The sequence below is a fragment of the Exiguobacterium sp. s161 genome, assembly GCF_018619045.1.
GTDB lineage: Bacteria > Bacillota > Bacilli > Exiguobacteriales > Exiguobacteriaceae > Exiguobacterium_A > Exiguobacterium_A indicum.
This window is the reverse complement of record NZ_JACSNH010000002.1, coordinates 319,541-338,813: the sequence shown is the minus strand read 5'-3', so window position 1 is coordinate 338,813 and position 19,273 is coordinate 319,541. Positions and strand designations below refer to the sequence as shown.

At 48.0% G+C, this 19,273-nt stretch carries 16 protein-coding genes; 15 read left to right on the top strand and 1 reads right to left on the bottom strand.

Annotated features, from left to right (window positions below):
• Position 1: 1 nt before the first annotated feature.
• The 9 genes from KNQ14_RS09265 (at position 2) to KNQ14_RS09225 (ending at position 11,508) form a co-directional block, all read left to right on the top strand.
• On the top strand, positions 2-439 hold the full coding sequence (locus KNQ14_RS09265; protein ID WP_023467714.1) for a YlbF/YmcA family competence regulator: 438 nt from the start codon (positions 2-4) through the stop codon (positions 437-439).
• A gap of 62 nt (positions 440-501) precedes the next feature.
• Positions 502-3,033 carry a DNA mismatch repair protein MutS gene (mutS, locus tag KNQ14_RS09260; protein WP_214747783.1) on the top strand — a complete coding sequence of 844 codons (2,532 nt, stop codon included), beginning with the start codon at positions 502-504 and terminating at the stop codon, positions 3,031-3,033.
• Between the two features lie 10 nt (positions 3,034-3,043).
• The gene (gene mutL / locus KNQ14_RS09255; protein ID WP_214860809.1) at positions 3,044-4,876 is read left to right on the top strand and encodes a DNA mismatch repair endonuclease MutL; all 1,833 of its coding nucleotides are present in this window, start codon (positions 3,044-3,046) and stop codon (positions 4,874-4,876) included.
• A 285-nt stretch (positions 4,877-5,161) separates the two neighbouring features.
• Positions 5,162-5,536, top strand: coding sequence for a CidA/LrgA family protein (locus KNQ14_RS09250; RefSeq protein ID WP_251138356.1), 375 nt, complete (start codon positions 5,162-5,164; stop codon positions 5,534-5,536).
• Entirely contained in the window at positions 5,529-6,212 is a 684-nt protein-coding gene (locus KNQ14_RS09245) for an LrgB family protein (RefSeq protein WP_023467718.1), read from the top strand. The genes KNQ14_RS09250 and KNQ14_RS09245 overlap by 8 nt, the downstream gene beginning before the upstream one ends.
• Before the next feature lie 101 nt (positions 6,213-6,313).
• Positions 6,314-6,838, top strand: coding sequence for an AAA family ATPase (locus KNQ14_RS09240; RefSeq protein WP_214860799.1), 525 nt, complete (start codon positions 6,314-6,316; stop codon positions 6,836-6,838).
• A 101-nt stretch (positions 6,839-6,939) separates the two neighbouring features.
• Positions 6,940-8,979 (top strand): ATP-binding protein, encoded by a 2,040-nt coding sequence (locus KNQ14_RS09235; RefSeq protein ID WP_058265170.1) that lies wholly within the window; start codon positions 6,940-6,942, stop codon positions 8,977-8,979.
• A gap of 206 nt (positions 8,980-9,185) precedes the next feature.
• Positions 9,186-11,048, top strand: a complete 1,863-nt coding sequence (locus KNQ14_RS09230) for an anaerobic ribonucleoside triphosphate reductase (protein WP_214860796.1) — start codon at positions 9,186-9,188, stop codon at positions 11,046-11,048.
• Complete coding sequence (locus tag KNQ14_RS09225; protein ID WP_214747798.1) at positions 11,020-11,508, top strand: 4Fe-4S single cluster domain-containing protein; 489 nt, start codon at positions 11,020-11,022, stop codon at positions 11,506-11,508. Before KNQ14_RS09230 ends, KNQ14_RS09225 begins: the two co-directional genes overlap by 29 nt.
• A 20-nt stretch (positions 11,509-11,528) precedes the next feature.
• Here KNQ14_RS09225 and KNQ14_RS09220 read toward each other — a convergent pair whose 3' ends face one another.
• Positions 11,529-13,001, bottom strand: a complete 1,473-nt coding sequence (locus KNQ14_RS09220) for a DHA2 family efflux MFS transporter permease subunit (RefSeq protein ID WP_214747801.1) — start codon at positions 12,999-13,001, stop codon at positions 11,529-11,531.
• A 169-nt stretch (positions 13,002-13,170) separates the two neighbouring features.
• Here KNQ14_RS09220 and KNQ14_RS09215 point away from each other — a divergent pair, with 169 nt between their 5' ends.
• From KNQ14_RS09215 to pfkB, 6 genes are all read left to right on the top strand, one after another.
• Positions 13,171-14,079 (top strand): TetR/AcrR family transcriptional regulator, encoded by a 909-nt coding sequence (locus tag KNQ14_RS09215; protein ID WP_214747804.1) that lies wholly within the window; start codon positions 13,171-13,173, stop codon positions 14,077-14,079.
• 72 nt (positions 14,080-14,151) lie between these two features.
• Positions 14,152-15,594: a SulP family inorganic anion transporter gene (locus tag KNQ14_RS09210; RefSeq protein WP_214747808.1), complete on the top strand. Its 1,443-nt coding sequence runs from the start codon at positions 14,152-14,154 to the stop codon at positions 15,592-15,594.
• 201 nt (positions 15,595-15,795) lie between these two features.
• On the top strand, positions 15,796-16,248 hold the full coding sequence (locus KNQ14_RS09205) for a hypothetical protein (RefSeq protein ID WP_023467726.1): 453 nt from the start codon (positions 15,796-15,798) through the stop codon (positions 16,246-16,248).
• A 241-nt stretch (positions 16,249-16,489) separates the two neighbouring features.
• On the top strand, positions 16,490-17,314 hold the full coding sequence (locus KNQ14_RS09200; RefSeq protein WP_214860795.1) for a fumarylacetoacetate hydrolase family protein: 825 nt from the start codon (positions 16,490-16,492) through the stop codon (positions 17,312-17,314).
• 287 nt (positions 17,315-17,601) lie between these two features.
• Entirely contained in the window at positions 17,602-18,348 is a 747-nt protein-coding gene (locus tag KNQ14_RS09195; protein WP_023467728.1) for a DeoR/GlpR family DNA-binding transcription regulator, read from the top strand.
• Positions 18,345-19,265 carry a 1-phosphofructokinase gene (pfkB, locus tag KNQ14_RS09190; RefSeq protein WP_023467729.1) on the top strand — a complete coding sequence of 307 codons (921 nt, stop codon included), beginning with the start codon at positions 18,345-18,347 and terminating at the stop codon, positions 19,263-19,265. The genes KNQ14_RS09195 and pfkB overlap by 4 nt, the downstream gene beginning before the upstream one ends.
• Positions 19,266-19,273: the final 8 nt, after the last annotated feature.

The window sequence follows — 19,273 nt, the reverse complement described above, 5'->3', positions numbered from 1 at the left end:
AATGTGGATGTATACAGATGAACAAATCATCGAAAAAGCCAATGAAATCGCCAAAATGATTTCAGAGACACCGGAAGTAGAACGATTTAAAGCGGCAGAAGCCAACATCAATGGGAATGAAAAAGTCCAAAAGATGATGAAACAAATCAAGTTCCTTCAAAAAGAGGCAGTCAACTGCCAACATTACGGCAAAACAGAAGCACTCGCACGTGTCGAAGCGAAGCTCGATAAATTGTTCGCTGAGCTCGATGAGATGCCTGTTGTCCAACAGTTCCAAGAAACACAAGAAGAAGTCAACGGACTTCTCCAATACATCACGGTGACGATCTCGAACGGGATTACGGATCAAATCATCGAAGCGACGGACGGAGATGTTCTCGCTGGTAAGACAGGTAGCGGCATGGAAGCAGAAAACAAAAGCGGCGGTTGCGGCTACTAATCACGAAATGAACGAAAAGCCGACGGACATCCGTCGGCTTTTTCTACGAATGAGGTGGAAGAATGGAAGCAGTACACAACACTCCGATGATGAAACAATACTTCTCAATCAAGGCGGATTATCCGGATGCCTTTTTGTTTTATCGACTCGGTGATTTTTACGAATTATTCTTTGAGGATGCCAAGAAAGTCGCTCATGAACTGGAGTTGACGCTGACGGCGAAAAACGGCAAGAACGCGGAACATCCGATTCCGATGTGTGGCGTGCCCCATCACGCAGCGAACGGCTACATCGAACAGTTGATCGAGCGTGGTTATAAAGTGGCGCTTTGTGATCAAGTCGAGGATCCGAAGTTGACGAAAGGACTCGTCAAACGCGAAGTCATCCAAGTCATCACACCGGGAACGTTGATGTCCGCCTTGACGGAAAAAGAGAATCGGTACTTAGTCGCGGTCGTCGAACAGGACGGTCGCTTTGGGATTGCTCGCGGTGATGTCTCGACCGGTGAGAGTGCCTTGACTAGCGTTGCGACACTCGACGGTGTGGTCAAAGAACTGAGCATCATCCTGCCACGGGAAATCATCGTCACGACAGAGGAACATGAGACAGCGCTCGCACACTTACGGATTCCACTGACGCGTAGTTCACGGCGCGAGACGCATCCGCACGGTGACCGTGCGATTGATGCAGCCCAAGCGGAAGCCTTTGCGGTCCTCTATGCCTACATGCACGATACACAAAAACGAGCGTTGACACATCTACAACCTGCTGTCGTCTATGAAGCGAGCGACTTCATGCAACTCGAGCCGAATACGGTCAAGAATCTCGAACTCGTCCGCTCGGCACGGACAGGAGATAAAAAGGGTTCGTTGCTTGGTTTACTTGACGTGACAGGTACAGCGATGGGCGGACGGATGTTGAAACGCTGGCTTGAAAAACCGTTGTTATCGGAACGCGTGATCACCGAGCGGCTCGACGCTGTCGAGGAATTGTTGCAACACTACTTCGAACGTCAGCAATTAAAAGATACGTTACGCGAAGTCTATGATCTCGAGAGACTCGTCGCAAAAGTCGGTTACGGTACGGCTTCAGCGCGCGACCTCGTTCAATTGAAGTCGACGTTACGGCTGATTCCCCGCATTCAATCAGCGCTCGAGGAGATGATGAGCGAACGTCTTGGTCAGCTCAGTCTCGGACTCGATCCGCACGACGAATTGAGCGATTTGCTCGATCGTGCTTTCGTTGAAGCACCACCAATCTCAACGAAAGAGGGCGGAATGATTAAGGCTGGTTATTCAGCAGATCTCGACGAGTTACTCGTCGCCTCAAAAGACGGAAAGACATGGCTTGCGACACTTGAAGCCAGTGAACGGGCAGCAACCGGCATCAAGACGTTGAAGATCGGCTACAATCGCGTCTTCGGTTATTACATCGAGGTATCACGAGCCAATGCCAAGCTGTTGCCAGAAGGACGGTATGAACGGAAGCAGACACTTGCCAATGCCGAGCGTTACATCACACCGGAACTGAAGGAAAAAGAAGCATTAATCCTTGGTGCGGAAGAGAAGAGTGTCACGCTCGAGTACGATCTCTTCTGTGGAGTGCGCGATGAAGTCAAAGGACACATCGAAAGCTTACAACGGGTCAGTCGCCGGATCGCGGAACTCGACGTCCTCGTCGCACTAGCTGAGATTGCTGAAACGCACGACTATGTCCGACCAATCACGACGACGGGACGAACGGTTGATATTCAGCAAGGACGTCACCCGGTCATCGAAACAGTCTTACCGCGCGGTGAATACGTCGCGAACGGGATCACCTTAAACGAAGGACGCGAGATGCTGTTGATCACTGGACCGAACATGTCCGGTAAATCGACCTATATGCGACAATTCGCATTGATTGCTCTATTGCACCAAATCGGCTCGTTCGTACCAGCTGCTCAAGCGGAACTGCCGATCTTCGATCAAATCTTCACCCGGATCGGGGCGGCAGACGACCTCGTCAGTGGACAGTCGACATTCATGGTCGAGATGGTCGAGACACAAGAAGCGTTGACGCGTGCAACGGACCGATCGTTGATCCTGCTAGATGAAATCGGTCGCGGGACCTCGACGTACGACGGGATGGCACTCGCACAAGCGATCGTTGAACACATCGCCCGGCATGTCGGAGCGAAGACGCTATTTTCGACCCATTACCATGAACTGACGGTGCTCGAAGAATCGATTGATCGATTAGCGAACGTTCACGTCCGTGCCGTTGAACAAGATGGGCGTGTCGTCTTCTTGCATGAAGTACGCGACGGAAAAGCCGACCAATCATACGGAATCCATGTCGCGCGGTTAGCTGATTTACCAGATAGTCTGATCGAACGGGCACAAGTCCTCTTGTCCGAGTTCGAGCAGGCTGAGCCTGTTCCGGTCGCAGCACCTGTAAAAGCTCCTGTTCAGGAGGAGCCGATTGATCAACTCAGTCTGTTCTCAGATGCGGATCCTCTGCGAGAGACGATGGCGAGTCTTGATTTGATCAATATGACGCCGCTCGAGGCATTGAATACGCTGTATCGTCTACAAGCCGAAGCGAGAAAGTGAGGAGAATGCAGTGGGAATCATTCGTGAATTATCCGATAGTTTAGCGAACCGGATCGCGGCGGGAGAAGTCGTCGAACGACCAGCATCGGTCGTCAAGGAACTGGTCGAGAACGCACTTGATGCCGGTGCGACCCAAATCGATGTCGAACTCGAAGAAGCTGGAATGAAACGGATGACGATCCGCGACAACGGACACGGGTTTTACCCGGATGACGCTGAACTGGCTTTCGTCCGTCACGCGACGAGTAAGATTAAGGACGAGCATGACTTGTTCCGAATCAAGACACTTGGTTTTCGCGGAGAGGCACTTGCCTCGATCGCGTCCGTCAGTAAAGTGACATTGAAGACGAAACGTGAGGACGCGGAAGGAATTCAAGTGACGCTTGAGTACGGGACGGTCGTTGAACGGACACCAGCAGCAATGAACCGGGGAACGGAATTGACGGTCGAGCATCTCTTCTTCAATACACCGGCACGGCTGAAGTATTTGAAGACGACGCATACGGAGCTTGCGGCGATCACGGACGTGCTGAACCGGATGGCGTTCGCTCATCCAGACGTCAAACTTCGAGCAACGCATGAAGGGAAGACTTTGATCCAGACGAACGGATCAGGAGACGTCCGGCAAGCACTGGCGAGTGTCTACGGTCATCAAACGATTCAAGGAACACTAGTCGCTAAAGGTGCGAATGCCGATTATCAATTGACGTGTCATCTCGTCAAACCGGAAGTGACCCGTGCCTCAAAGAATTACATCACGTTGATTCTCAATGGACGTTCGGTCAAAAATTTCGCCCTGACGCAAGCGGTCTTGAACGGTTACCATACGCTCTTACCGATCGGGCGGTATCCGATTGCGGTCATCGAGGTGACGATGGATCCACTCTTGATCGATGTCAACGTTCACCCGGCGAAACGAGAAGTCCGTCTTTCAAAAGAGATGGAGCTCTGCCAGTTGATCCAGGAGACGATCAAGATGACGCTCAGCCGGGAGACGCTGATTCCGAAAGTGACGCCACCGAAACCAAAAAAAGATCCGAGTAGCCAGGAAAAACTCGATTTTTCTTATGTCGCTGAACCGGTCGAAGAAACGTCATCGCGAGCGGTCTGGAATTATCCGATTCCGAAAAAGCCGCAAGAAGACGATCGACCACCTGTCGAGAAATCATTACCTTTTAGCAACGAGGATGATCTGTTCGAGCCCATCGAACCGGTCAAGCAAGACTTTGTTGAACCGATTGAGGAACCAGCCGCGCGTCCGCGCTTTCCGCATCTTGACGTCATCGGTCAACTTCATTCGTCCTATATCGTCTGTGCCGGGGAAGACGGGATGTATATGATTGATCAACATGCAGCACAGGAACGAATCAAATACGAGACGTATAAGGTCATGTTCGGTCGACCACCGGAACAGAGGCAACAATTGCTCTTACCGTATACGTTCGAAATCTCGTCGGATGATATGAAACGGATGGATGAAGTCCTTCCGTTGCTAAAAGACGTCGGCATCGAGTTCGAAGCATTCGGTCCACAAAGCTTCATCGTCCGAGAAGTTCCGACGTGGTTCCCGTCCCATCGGCAGGAAGAGACGATTCAGGAATTACTCGATGAAGCCTTGATGAAGCGAAAAATCGATCTCGAGATGTATCGGGAAGATGCCGCCATCATGATGGCATGTAAGAAATCAATCAAGGCGAATCATCCATTGAACGATGAGATGATGCGCCGGTTGATTGACGATCTAGCGAAAACGGAAATGCCGTTCACGTGTCCACACGGACGTCCGGTCATCATCGAATGGACGACATATGAACTTGAGAAGTTATTCAAACGGGTCATGTGATCAAGATGAGGAGACGATTCCACTAAGGAATCATCTTCAAAATGAAGACAAGGCGCAATTTTTCTCTTATGAGAAGGATTGCGCTTATTGTTCGTCTCGAATCATTTTTTGTACTGATACACGACTGACTGGTTTTTGTTTGTGCTAATACAAAAAAGGTGTAGATTTTCATGAGAACGGTTACTTCAGTTGATTAACTAGATTTCATTGATTATTGAAGGAAAGAGGCGGATAATAAGACCCGAAACTGTTAACAAGGGGACCTTTATCATGTTGTCATGCGTTATGCGTATCATTCAAATCATTGCTCAAATCGCATTTATTTTTTGTTTTTCACTCAGTGGGGACTGGGTGAGCGAAACTTTCCAGTTACCATTACCCGGTAACATCATCAGCTTGATTCTGCTGTACGTGACGTTAAAAAGTCGACTGCTTCCTCTCGTCGCTGTTGAACGGGGCGGAACCTTTCTGCTGTTCGTCATGCCGTTATTCTTCGTTCCAGCACTGTCCGGAATCATGGATTATACGACATTCCTTCGAACATCTGGTCTTCAAGTCGTGTTGATCGTCGTCGTCAGCAGCCTGCTGACGTTAGTCGGCTCAGCGTACATCGTCGATCGCTTGGCACACCGGAAAGAGGCGGTGAACCCACATGAGTGAGACACTGTTCTGGATCATCCTAACCATTCTTTTATTCAGTGGCGCAATGTTCCTTTATCAACGTCATCCTCGTGTCTGGACGTTACCGATCCTGACGGTGACGGCTGTCCTGATCGTGATTCTCGTCTATAGCGGCGTCTCACATGCAGAATACATGCAAGGGGGACAATACTTGTCGAAAATGCTCGGTCCAGCGATCACGGCGTTTGCGATTCCACTCTATCGTGTCCGACATCACGTCCGGCGTTTCTTACCGGAAATCGGACTTGGTGTGTTGCTTGGAACCTGTATTGCAATGAGTTCAGATCTGTTACTCGGTCTGTTGCTTCATCTCGAGCGGACGACGAACCTTGCCTTGTTGCCGAAATCGGTCACGTTACCCGTTGCCTTAGCGATCTCACAAAAAGCAGGCGGGACGACGACGCTGACGGCAGCCTTCGTTTTATTGACCGGATTAACGGGATCAATCGTCGGACCAAAATTAATGACGGGCTTGAAGATTCGGCACTTCGTCAGTCGCGGAGTTGGGCTAGCATCGATTGCCCACGTCATGGGCGCGACAAAATCGATGAGTCTTGACCAACGCGAAGGGGCGGTCGGTCTGTTGACGATGGTCTTGACGGCCGTCTGTGCCAGCGTCATCGCACCGTTTTTAATCACATGGTTATATGGCTAAACACTCTGTTTTTTCAACGGAGTGTTTTTTTGTAACCGATTGAAACTTGTCGACTACTTTTGCAGTATAGTACAACAGAAAACAGGGTGGAGGAGAAGAAGATGATCATTTGGATTAACGGTACGTTTGGCGTCGGAAAGACGACAGCAGCAAAAGGATTACAAAAGCGTTGGAGCAGATCATACATCTTTGACCCGGAAGAGACAGGCTATTTCTTACGGGCACAACTGCCGGAAAACAAGAACGATTTTCAGGATGAGCCGTTGTGGCGCACGTTTAATCGACAGCTCCTCGAACAGCTCGATACGGAAGATGCGCGAATCATCGTGCCGATGACCTTGACGAATCCAGCGTACTTTCAGGAAATCATCGGGACGTTACGAGCGAACGGTCATGACGTCCGTCATATCGCCCTGATGGCGAAGGAGACAACTGTCAAACGCCGCCTGATCAGCCGCTTTGAGCGTCCAAACTCGTGGGGCGGTCAACAGGCAGAACAACGCTTACGTCAACTGACCGATCCATTGTTCAGTCAACAGATCGAGACGGATGATCTGACGAAAGGACAAATCGTCGATGCGATTGCCCTCGTGACCGGGATTGGACTCTCGCCTATCCGACCGTAAAGGATTCAAGAGGGATGTTTCCGGGAATCATTAGATGATAATAGATGAGGAGGAAACAATCTTGAACGAAGGGCAACTTATTGCTAGGAGGATTTATGAATATGAAACACTGGATGACTGAGAAATTGGGCAGACAGTTGATGGCGATTTTTTATAGTGTCTTTGCACTAAGTGTCATCACATCGGTTGCCAGTTATTTATACGTGGATAATGCAGACGGTCGGACGAAGGAGCAAGTACTTGACCAGTTACAAAAGACACAATGGTTCTGGTTCTTGAACTTGATGATTTTTTTATTTTGTCTATTGTTCATCGTCCGTCCGTTGATACATCGGGTGACGTCACAACTCCGCGAATTGAACGTCAAGAGTCGTCGCCTTGCAGAAGGCAAGTCGATTTCGCTCGAGCACGATGTCGACAGCCATAATGAAGTCGGTCAATTGACGGCATCGTTTTACCAGATGGCACGGTCGATCTCATCACAACATGCGGAATTGTCAGCTAAGAATCAAGAAATGGAACACAATCAGGAAGTATTGAAGCAAAAACAGAATGAGCTTGAGCGTGCTCTTGAAGTGACGCGGACGAATGAACTCCATTTGCAGGATCGGAATGAACTGATCGAAACGCTTGCTTCAAAGGAGAGTTTATTCGATTACTCGTCTGTCATCAGTACGATTGTCCGGTTGACGAAGACAGAGTTCGGGGCATTGTTATTGATTAAGAACAATGAAATCGCGCAAGTCGTTCCAAAAGAAATGACAGAAGAACAACAAGAAAGCCTGAAGACGGAGTCGTTACTACTAAAGCGAGTCATGATTTCAAAGGAAACCGCACATTCTTCAAAAAAGGTCGCGAACGACGATCTGATCAAGTATCCGTATCACGTATATGAAGGTGTCATTCCGATCATGGATCCGGCAAAAGAAGAATTGATTGCTTGTCTTTATCTAGCACGGTTTGACGCACCATTCAACCAACAGGATCTAGCGGAACTGGAATCGTTCTCAAAACAGATTGCGATCTCATTGATGCGAATGTCACTCTACGAACAGATGGAATACGAACGAAAAGAGACGGCACAACTGCTGAATTCCGTTCGGGAAGCGATTCTCTACATCAAACACGAAGAGAAGACGATCTTAGGAAATCAGGCGTTATTCGATATCTTCCAGTCGTTACAAGTCGAAGAAGACAACGATTCGATGACCTTCCTTGAAGTCCGACCGGAAACGATGTTCGAACAGATGGACCAGAAGGAAGCGTTTGAAGCATACTTTGAAGAAGTCTTATCGGGTGAGATTCCGGAGGGCATGTTCTCCTTGTCGATTGATCAGGGGGAATACTTCATTCAAGTCTATGCCGAAGCCATTGCGCACGGGGGACATTCAAAAGGAACGATTCTCGTCTTCCGTGACGTCACGGCTGAGACAGAAGTCGACCGCGTGAAGTCGGAACTCGTCTCAACGGTCTCGCATGAACTTCGAACACCGCTCTCTTCGATTTATGGCTTTACGGAGCTCATGTTGAAACGGGATTTGGATCCTGAGCGGAACAAGCGATACTTGCAGACGATTCACGATGAATCGAAGCGTCTGACCGATCTCGTCAGCGACTTCTTGAACGTTCAGCGGATGGAGTCAGGAAAGCAAGAGTATGACAAACAAATCTTTGACCTGAAAGAAATCGTCAAGGAACAAATTCAGTTTTATCAAGCAGCGACGGAGCAACACAGCCTGAAACTTGATTTGAATGATGAACAGGACTTCATGGTCGAGGCAGATGCGAACAGCATGAAACAGTTACTCGGTAATCTCTTGAATAACGCGGTGAAGTACTCACCGGACGGCGGGGATGTCGTCGTCACGATGACTCACCAACACAATCAAATCGAACTCAGCGTTCGCGATTTCGGGATCGGGATTCCGAGTCATTCGATGCCGCATCTATTCAGTAAGTTTTACCGGGTCGACAACTCAGACAGCCGAAAAATCGGCGGAACAGGTCTTGGATTATCGATCTGTAAGGAAATCGTTCGCGCTCATGATGGCAATATCGAAGTCGAATCAATCCTTGGAGAAGGAACGGTCTTCCGGGTCAAGTTGCCGAGTGCGACAGACGCGTTACTCGAAGCAGAATGAAGAGATGAAGAAGAGGCGATATCATACGCCTCTTCTTTTTTGTCGTGCCTCGTGTGAGATTCGTCCAAATTCCTGCGTTTGGCTAAAACGAGTAAGATGCAGACATTTGAACGATAAATCGAACAGATTGATGACAGAACGGCTGAAACAGTTGAAAAAATCGTAAGTTGTGCAGGGATTGCGAACGTTTCTGAACTCTCGCTATAGTGATTACAAAAAACGTGGGAGGAAAAAGAATCATGGAGAGCTTAGAAGCGTTACTCACACCACTGCAAGATATCGAACAAGAGAATGCAAACATTGATGGCAAAACACCGCTAGCGAAATTACAGCGGATTGCTGGGGAAGCAGCGCGACAGATGATGCGACAACATCTCGAAGCAGATGTCTTGCAGGCGCTTGACGACAACATCTTGTATATCCACGACGCCGATTATTACGTGACCGGGACGACGACTTGTGCCCAGATTCCGCTCGGTCAGCTACTCTCAAACGGATTTCAGACGACACACGGTTCAATCCGTCCAGCGCAAGACATCCGTTCCGCCCTCGCCCTTGCAGCAATCATCGTCCAGGCGAATCAAAACATGCAGCATGGCGGACAAGCCTTTGCGACCTTTGACGATGATCTAGCACCATTCGTCGAAAAGACCTACCAACGCGAATGGACCAAACTACAAGATCTTGTACCGCATTGGAAGCGACGCAAACGGGAGCGGCGCGCATGGCAGGAGACGTATGAAAAGACGTTTCAGGCGTGCGAAGCGTTCATCCATAATACGAATTCAATGCATTCACGCGGTGGGGGACAGGTACCGTTTTTATCCGTCAATTATGGAACGAATACTACGCAGGCAGGGCGGCTCTTCCAGCGCGCCTTGCTGACAGCGACGGAACGTGGGTTAGGAAGAGGGGAGACGCCGATCTTTCCAATTCAAATCTTTAAAGTCAAACAAGGCATCAACCTGTCACCGACAGACCCGAACTACGATTTGTTTCAACTTGCTACCCGCGTGACAGGAAAACGACTGTTTCCGAACTTTGCGTTTCTTGATGCACCATTCAACCGTCAGGAGCAACCAGGGGGAGCCGAAGTCGCGTACATGGGATGCCGGACCCGTGTGTTTGAAGATCGTGGAGACATCCCGTCCGTTACAGGGCGAGGGAACTTATCGTTTACGAGCATCAATCTCGTCCGTTTGGCACTTCAGAGTCAAACCGTCGATCAAATGTTCGAAGCCGTCCAAGAGACGACAAGACTTGCATGCCGGCAACTCATTGCGCGTTATGAGTTCCAGGCAAGTCGAACAGCTGACGCGTTTCCATTTTTATATCAACATGTCTGGAAAGACGGTGAGATGCTAAAAAGTACGGATCAGGTGGGTCAGGTCCTCAAGCACGGGACGTTAGCGGTCGGCTTCATCGGTCTCGCGGAATGTTTGACCGTTTTGACGGGCAATCATCATGGGTATTCCGAACTGGCGCACCAGATTGGTATTGCCTTGATTCAAGCGATGCGAACGGTCATCGACAACTATGGCGAGATGACGGGATTGAACTTCAGTTTACTGGCAACTCCAGCTGAAGGGTTATCAGGTAAGTTCACACGTCGTGATGCTAGTGACTTCGGTGAAATCAAAGGAGTGACCGATCAGCCGTATTACACGAATTCCTTTCATATCCCTGTCGATGCGCCCGTAACGATCCGTGAAAAGATTCAACTCGAAGCACCGTTTCATGCATTATGTAATGGTGGACATATCACCTATGTCGAGACAGATGGCGCCCTTGCCGGAAATCCACAAGCGATTGAAGACATCGTTCGTTTGATGGCGGAAGCTGGAATCGGCTATGGGTCAATCAATCATCCCGTCGATCGTTGTCTTGATTGTCGAACGGAGCAGACGATCGAGGATCAGTGTCCGGTTTGCGGAAGTAGATCGATCGAACGGATTCGACGCATCACAGGATATCTCGTCGGTACACTGGACCGTTGGAATGAGGCAAAACGGGCTGAAGAGCAGAATCGGGTGAAGCACGATGTTACGCGTTCTTTCCCTTCATCCTGATTCTGTCGTTGATGGACCCGGTTTGCGAACGGTCCTGTTTCTTGCCGGTTGTCCACACCACTGTGTCGGCTGTCATAATCCGTCCTCCTGGGACCCGACAGGTGGAGTGGAGTGGAGGATTGAAGAAACAGTTGAACGGATTCAGGCGATCGGAAATCGTCGTTTGACATTGTCCGGTGGGGAGCCGATGCTTCAAGCGGCAGCACTTGTGCAACTACTTGAACGACTTGGACCAGACTATGACGTCATTTTATATACTGGCTATGTACTAGAGGAAATCTTAAGACGTCAACGATGGTATCCACTAATACTGCGACTAGATGGACTCATCGATGGTCCGTTCATCCTGTCGAAACTCGACCGAACGACACGTTTTCGGGGCAGCACGAATCAACGAATCTACGATCGACAGCAACTGCAAAAAAGAGTGTTACACGAAAACAAAAACTCCCCCGTCTGAATAGACAGGGGAGAGTCAGATCATGCATATTTTTGTTCTTGATCGACGGATTCGACGACTGCAAGTGTCGTCGTCCGTCGTTTTTTGATGAAGAACGATAAAATCAATGCCGCGAGTGCAAGTAACGTCGCGATGAAGAACGTATCGTTGATCCCTTCGATCATCGCCTGCATCTGTAACCATTCCGGATTAGCGGCTTCAGGTTGTGAAGCGAATTCCGGAACGTGATGTTTCGTCCGCGATGTCATGATCGTCACGAGCAGACCTGAACCGATCGCACCCGATACTTGTGACAACGTATTGTTCAATGCCGTACCGTGGGGCGTCAAGTGTTGCGGAATATGGTTCAATCCGTTCGTCATGACCGGCATCATGACCATCGAGATTCCAAGGAAACGTAGCGTATACATGATGACGAGGAACGCGTATGACGTATCCGCAGCTAGCTGACTGAACGAGAACGTCGTCAAGACCGTCAGTGATAAGCCGATGATCGCAAGGAACCGGGCACCGAATCGGTCGAACAGACGACCTGTGATCGGTGACATGATTGCCATGACGATCGCCCCCGGTAACATCAAGAGACCAGAGTGAAACGGTGAGATACCCCGAATCGTCTGGATATAGATCGGCATCAAGATCATTGCGGAGAACATCGACATGTTCAGGACCATCGAAATTCCTTGCGATAAAGCGAACATCGGATAACGGAAAATCCCGAACTCAAGCATCGGTTCTTCGAGCATGAATTGACGTATAATGAAGGAAGTCAGACTAATCACACCGATGATCAATGATCCGATGACCGTCCAAGATCCCCATCCGGCAGAACCAGCGGAACTAAATCCATACAGCAAACCACCGAAACCGAAGCTTGAGAGAACGAGTGAAAACAAATCGAGTTTGAGTGTGCTACGAACTGTCTCTTTTTTCAACAAGAAAGCACCCGTGAACAGTACGAGTAATGCGATCGGTGTAACGAGATGGAACAACATCCGCCACTCATAATGTTCAAGAATCCAGCCGGACAATGTGGGGCCGATGGCTGGGGCGAACGTGATGACAAGTCCGAAGATCCCCATTGCTTGTCCGCGTTTCTCGATCGGGAAACCGGTCAAAAGAACATTCATTAATAATGGCATCATGATCGCAGAACCTGACGCCTGCATCATCCGCGCGCCGAGTAGAAGCGGGAAGACGTGTGCTTGTCCAGCGATGATCGTACCGAGTGAGAACAGCGTCATCGCCGTCAAGAACAGTTGACGTGTCGAAAACTTCTGGACAAGGAAGGCTGACGTCGGAATCATGATTCCGTTGACGAGCATATAGCCCGTCGTCAACCACTGGGCGGTGCTTGCCTGAATACCGAATGATCCCATGATCGACGGTAAGGCGATATTAAGTAACGTTGAGTTCAGGACCGCAACGAACGCACCTGCCATAAGGACAGTTAAAATTAAATAAAGTCGTGATGATTGCTTGCTTGATTGCATTTCGTTATGCTCCTTTTGTACTACGAGTCTAAAATGTTAGACTTGAATTCTATGACTAACTTGGCTATCTTACCAGGCTAAGTCGAATGAATTCAAATTATTTGCTTCATACACTAAAATAAGTGATTGTTAAACCATTGCAATCATTTGAACAGAAAAGGACAAGACCATGAATCCAAAAAAGAAACAACTTCTAGATGCCGCCTATCAGCTATTCGTCGAAAAAGGATATCAATCGACGTCCATCCAGGACATTCTTGAGCACAGTAACGTTTCCAAAGGAACGTTCTATAACTACTTCTCCTCTAAAAATGAATTATTCATCGATGTATTCAATACCGTCTTTGAAAAGATGCGGACAGCGCGCAAGGAAATTCTCGTCGGACGAGATGTCTCGGATTATGAGACGTTCATTCAACAAGGTAACTGTTACTTGGAACTGATGCAAAAATATAAATTGTATACGTTGTTCGAAGAGGCGATTGCTTCAAATGAAAAAGAACTAAAGACATTCATGGAGAATAACCGTCTTCTCGAGATCGAATGGACGTTTGAACGATTACGTGATTTATTCGGTCAGACGAAAGAACCGTATCTTCTAGATTTAGCGGTCATTTATACAGGGATGTTGCAATATGCGATGTACTTCTTCCGTCAATCCGAACCGAACACACAGCCGGAACGGGTCGTCCGTTACGTATTCAATCGATTGACGCATCTCGTCGAAGACGTCAGTCGGACGGAAGAACAGTTGATTCCGCCGCGCTTCCTATCCGTTTGGCTCGACCGTCCACAAGATGAAGTCGTCATTCGGAAGGATTTGTTCGAGAAGACGAGTGCGCATATGAAACGCTTGATTACCCTGTCATCGATTTCCGATGAATCGAAGGAAGCCCATGAAGAGGTTCTTGATTTCATCTATGAAGAACTACTCGAACGGAAGAAACCAAAAATTCATCTTCTACGCCGTGCACTCGAGACGATGGACGAAGATCCGGTCTTTGCGGGTCAGGAAATCATGGCGACCTATAAGGCGATGGTCGATGAGATTGCCCGTGTGCGGACCAGAACTTCCTAAAAAGGTTGTTTTTTGAAACTAATCGGATTACACTGAGACCATTCATGTTAGAAAAGGGGTCTCAATCATCATATGTTTACTCAATGGAAAAAAGAGTGGTTCCTGCAACCAAAAGCGGATTTGCTGTCCGGAATCGTCGTTGCCTTGGCACTCGTTCCGGAAGCAATCGCGTTTTCGCTGATTGCTGGCGTTAATCCGATGGTCGGTTTATACGCTTCCGTCATCATTGCGATCGTCATCTCGATTGCCGGCGGTCGTCCCGGAATGATTTCAGCTGCGACCGGTGCGATGGCACTCGTCGTTGTCCAGCTCGTCAAGGACCATGGTGTCGATTATTTACTAGCTGCCGGTATCCTTGCCGGAATTCTACAAATCGCGTTCGGATTTTTAGGAATTGCTAAGTTATTACGGTTCATTCCTCGATCCGTCATGGTTGGATTCGTCAATGCTTTAGCGATTTTGATTTTCTCGGCACAACTGCCGCAGTTCGAAGGACAGAACTGGATCATGTACGCAATGGTCGCCGCATCACTCGCCATCATCTTGTTATTCCCACGCGTGACGAAAGTGATCCCGGCACCACTCGTTGCGATCACGATCATGACAGTGTTGACGGTCGTCTTCTCACTTGATACACGAGTCATCGGGGACATGGGGCAAATCGAAGCGGCGTTACCAAGCTTCTTCCTGCCGAATGTTCCGTTCTCGCTTGAGACGCTCCAAATCATCTTCCCGTATGCTTTGTCACTTGCATTCGTTGGGTTGATCGAATCGTTGCTGACAGCACGAATCGTCGATGAGATGACGGATACGACGTCGAACAAAGCGATGGAATCACGCGGACAAGGAATTGCGAACATCATCGCAGGTATGTTCGGTGGCATGCCGGGCTGTGCAATGATCGGTCAATCGGTCATCAATGTCACGTCGGGTGGGCGTGGTCGCTTGTCGACGTTTACAGCAGGTGTGTTTTTAATGCTGTTGATGTTCACGATGAATGATCTATTGATGACGATTCCGATGGGAGCACTCGTCGGCGTCATGTTCTTCGTCTCGTATGCGACGTTTGACTGGGGATCATTCAAGATGCTCAAGACGTCACCGAAGAGTGATTCTGCTGTCATGCTCGCAACCGTTCTCGTCACCGTATTGACGAACGATTTATCAATGGGTGTTCTTGTCGGAATCTTGCTTGCTGCGTTATTATTCGCGTCAAAAATTTCTCGTATTCAAGTCGAGCGCAAGGAGCAAACAGATCGAGTCCGTTATACGATTCGTGGACCATTGTTCTTCGCATCGACGACAGCATTTGCAGAACAGTTTCAGCTCGAAACTGATCCATCGTCTGTCATCACGCTCGATTTCTCAGCGTGTCACTTGTTTGATGATTCCGCTATCGAAGCGATCGAAAACGTCGTCTTGAAATACGAACGACTTGGCAAAAAAGTTGAACTCGTTGGATTGAACGAAGAGTCGCAGGCTCTTGTTGATCGACTAGCTCAGCGGATTGCGTAACGAATTTTATAAAAGGGGTGGCATTCCTAGGTACATTGGGAATGCCACCTCTTTCTATTGTCTCGACGAGTCATATACGCACTATGTATCCAATAATTGTATGATGTGATAAGGTGTAAGCTATTAAAAAAGAAAGTTATTATGAACTAACGTTAAAAACTTTAATTCAACTCACTTTAATAAGTAAACGAGGTTCACTAAATGAAAAATTACCATTTGAATAGAATACTCAATTTAAGGACAGTCGAAGCATATTTTTTGAGAGATGGTTATTTAACACCACCTATGTATTGCCTAATACTCATTGACTATCAACGTCCTAGCACTATTGACGATTTTCCTTATTTAAAAAATATTGATGGAATCTCGGAAGACGACTTTGGATATGATAATTTTATAAAAGCAATCATTATTTCACCTGAGGAAGTTACTCAAGAAACGTATGATGAATTATGTACCGTGGCAGGTGGTTTTTTAGAGGATAAAGAAGAGTGTCGATGGAATTTGGATATTGAAGTTATTGGTAATTTCAAACATAAAAATAATTTGGATGACATTTTTCCTTTACTCCAAAATGTATTAGAAAAATACAAGTGTCCTATAAATATTCATCATATTCCTATAGAAAAATTTAACTTCTTATCACAGGAATAAATGAGTATGATGTTTTAACATTCAAACCTACTACTCGTCCGATATGATTTATAAGATATCTATATGATCTTCATCTGTTGAAACGAACTAAAAGTCAAAGAATGACTGAATACCATGTATGAATTATGTTTTATCACTAAAAATAATAGCAAAACGATTTGAGGATTGAACATGTGCTGGAGAGGATAAGTGCGACGTGCTTTCAGTTTCGCTATACTAGAAACAAAAGGGGGCATTTAGGATGAAATGGTTTCGATTTGAGCAAGAAGGAAAAGTAGGTATCGGGGTTGAACGGGATGGCTCTACATATGATGTGACGGCACAAGTCTATACGGATTCATTGTTTGAAGTGATTTCACGTGAGTTCGATGTTGATCTTGATTTAGATATCGCGCCACTACTTAAAGGGGATGTTCGAAAACTGGCACCGTATATTCCGGCACGAAACGTCATCTGTGTCGGCAAGAACTACGCCGATCATATCAAGGAGATGGATACGGCGGGAGCGGGGAAATTCGTCTTGTTCACGAAAGCACCGACGTCGATCGTTGGTCCGTTCGAATCGATCGAACGGCATGCGGATTTGACACAGCAACTGGATTATGAAGGTGAACTCGCCATCATCATCGGCACGACGGGGCGTGATCTGACACCTGAGAATGCACTTGATCACGTGTTTGGCTACAGTATCGTCAATGATTTGACAGCGCGGGACTTACAAAAAGAACACGTCCAGTTCTTCCGTGGCAAATCACTCGATGGGTTCTGTCCGTTCGGACCGGTCATCGTCTCAGCGGACAGCTTTGATCCGCATGACGTCCTTGTCGAGACGCGTGTGAACGGGGAACTCCGTCAATCGGGATCAACGGCCTTGATGTTGCGTGATGTCGTAACGATTTTAGTTGAAGTGTCACACGGGATGACACTTGAAGCAGGGGACATCATTGCGACAGGCACTCCGGCTGGTGTGGGTCACGGCATGAAACCACCGGTCTACCTTCAGACAGGAGATGTCGTCGAAGTATCGATTGAAGGAATCGGTCGCTTGCAAAATGAAGTACAGTGAACGAAGATGACTGAAATGACCGATTTTCATTCACCACTTTCCAAGTTGCTTTGGAAAGTGGTTTTTTATTTTGTGAAAATCATTAATAATTTAAAAAATGATTGATTCTAACCAATAAAACAGTCATAAAATGACCGTTTTTGATGTATAATGAAACTATAAGAACGGTTTCATGTCGAAAAAAGTCGTATTTTGAACGTTTTATAAAGAATTTATATAAGTTTTGAACGTTTTTGATTGATTTTTAGATGTAAACGCTTTATATTAAAGATGCGGAGGGAAACCTTATGTTAACGAAAAAACGCCATCAACTCATCCTTGAGCTTTTAGCCCGAGAAGAAGTCGTCAAGATGCAAAAGATCGTCGAACAAACCGGTGCGAGTGAATCCACGATTCGTCGGGATTTATCACAACTCGAGACAGCAGGTCATCTGCGTCGGGTGCACGGGGGCGCGACAGCGAACCATTTGCAAATTGAAGAACCGAGTTATTTCGAGAAGAGTGACCAACACGTCGAAGAGAAGGAACGGATCGCGCGAGCGGCTGCCGATCTGATCGAAGACGGGATGTATGTCTATCTCGATGCCGGAACGACGACGCTTGCCATCGTTCCGTATCTCGAAGAGAAGGCGATTACGGTCGTAACGAACAGTCTTCCTCTAGCGAACACGTTACTCTATCACCGTATCCCGACGTTCGTCGTCGGAGGGCAACTCAAGCATTCAACGCAAGCACTCGTCGGTTACAACGCACGTGAAGGAATGTTGATTTACCATTTTGATGTCGCGTTCCTTGGGATGAACGGTGTTCATCCGGCACAAGGCTTCACGACACCAGATCCGGAAGAGGCACTCGTAAAGAAGACAGCGATCGAATTAGCAAAACAATCGTATGTACTCGTCGATGAGACGAAGCTGGATGCGATCAGTTTCAGTCGTGTGGCGTCCTTGCAAGCGGCGACGATCATCACGACGACATCCAGTGAGCAAGAAGCGAAATACAGTCAATACACAGAGGTGGTGAACGCGAAATGATTTATACACTGACACTCAACCCATCCATCGACTATTATGTCACGTTACCGGTATTTGAGGCAGGACAAGTCAATCGTGTCGAACAGGCGGAAAAAGTGGCCGGAGGGAAAGGGATCAACGTCTCTCTCGTCCTAAAAAACTATGAGGTGGAAACACAAGCACTCGGATTCCTTGGAGGAAGTACCGGACAATTCATTCGGACGGAACTCGAGAAACGAGGCGTGTTGACGGACTTCACACCGATTCAAGATGAGACGCGAATCAACGTAAAGATTCGCGCCGATCAAGAATCTGAGCTGAATGCAGCGGGACCGAAGATTCAACCGGAAGAGCTGGAGCATTTATTATCCCGATTCAAGACGATGGAAGCCGGTGACATCGTCGTCTTCGCAGGTAGTATCCCAAGCAGTCTGCCGCATGATCTCTATCGTCATATCGCGACGATCCTGAATGAACGGAACGTCCGCTTCGCTGTCGATACGACGAAGGAAGCGATGCTTGAAGTCTTACCGCTCGGTCCATTTTTAATCAAGCCGAATCACCATGAACTCGGTGAAATCTTCGACGTCGAGATTACGTCGAAGGAGATGGCCGTTCCATACGCCCAACAGCTCGTCGAGCGAGGTGCCGAGAACGTCGTCATCTCATTTGCAGGAGACGGAGCACTGCTTGTCAATCGTGAAGGTGCCTATACGGCAAACACACCGGCAGGGAAGCTCGTCAATTCCGTCGGTGCTGGAGATTCACTCGTCGCTGGATTCGTCGCCAGCCACGCGCTCGGTAAATCACCAGAAGAAGCGTTCCGCTATGCGGTGACGACTGGTAGCGCGTCTGCTTATTCCTTTGGTCTTTGTACGAAGGAAGATATCGATCGTCTCATCAAAGACGTCAACGTCGTTGAACTCATTCAATCCTAAAAGGAGTG

Excerpts from the sequence above, each read along its gene's own strand:
- mutS (WP_214747783.1), top strand. The coding sequence starts at position 502 with ATGGAAGCAGTACACAACACTCCGATGATGAAACAATACTTCTCAATC.
- KNQ14_RS09250 (WP_251138356.1), top strand. The coding sequence starts at position 5,162 with ATGCGTATCATTCAAATCATTGCTCAAATCGCATTTATTTTTTGTTTT.
- pfkB (WP_023467729.1), top strand. The coding sequence starts at position 18,345 with ATGATTTATACACTGACACTCAACCCATCCATCGACTATTATGTCACG.
- KNQ14_RS09235 (WP_058265170.1), top strand. The coding sequence starts at position 6,940 with ATGAAACACTGGATGACTGAGAAATTGGGCAGACAGTTGATGGCGATT.
- KNQ14_RS09220 (WP_214747801.1), bottom strand. The coding sequence starts at position 13,001 with ATGCAATCAAGCAAGCAATCATCACGACTTTATTTAATTTTAACTGTC.
- KNQ14_RS09215 (WP_214747804.1), top strand. The coding sequence starts at position 13,171 with ATGAATCCAAAAAAGAAACAACTTCTAGATGCCGCCTATCAGCTATTC.
- KNQ14_RS09195 (WP_023467728.1), top strand. The coding sequence starts at position 17,602 with ATGTTAACGAAAAAACGCCATCAACTCATCCTTGAGCTTTTAGCCCGA.
- KNQ14_RS09205 (WP_023467726.1), top strand. The coding sequence starts at position 15,796 with ATGAAAAATTACCATTTGAATAGAATACTCAATTTAAGGACAGTCGAA.
- KNQ14_RS09245 (WP_023467718.1), top strand. The coding sequence starts at position 5,529 with ATGAGTGAGACACTGTTCTGGATCATCCTAACCATTCTTTTATTCAGT.
- KNQ14_RS09200 (WP_214860795.1), top strand. The coding sequence starts at position 16,490 with ATGAAATGGTTTCGATTTGAGCAAGAAGGAAAAGTAGGTATCGGGGTT.
- KNQ14_RS09265 (WP_023467714.1), top strand. The coding sequence starts at position 2 with ATGTGGATGTATACAGATGAACAAATCATCGAAAAAGCCAATGAAATC.
- KNQ14_RS09240 (WP_214860799.1), top strand. The coding sequence starts at position 6,314 with ATGATCATTTGGATTAACGGTACGTTTGGCGTCGGAAAGACGACAGCA.
- KNQ14_RS09210 (WP_214747808.1), top strand. The coding sequence starts at position 14,152 with ATGTTTACTCAATGGAAAAAAGAGTGGTTCCTGCAACCAAAAGCGGAT.
- KNQ14_RS09225 (WP_214747798.1), top strand. The coding sequence starts at position 11,020 with ATGTTACGCGTTCTTTCCCTTCATCCTGATTCTGTCGTTGATGGACCC.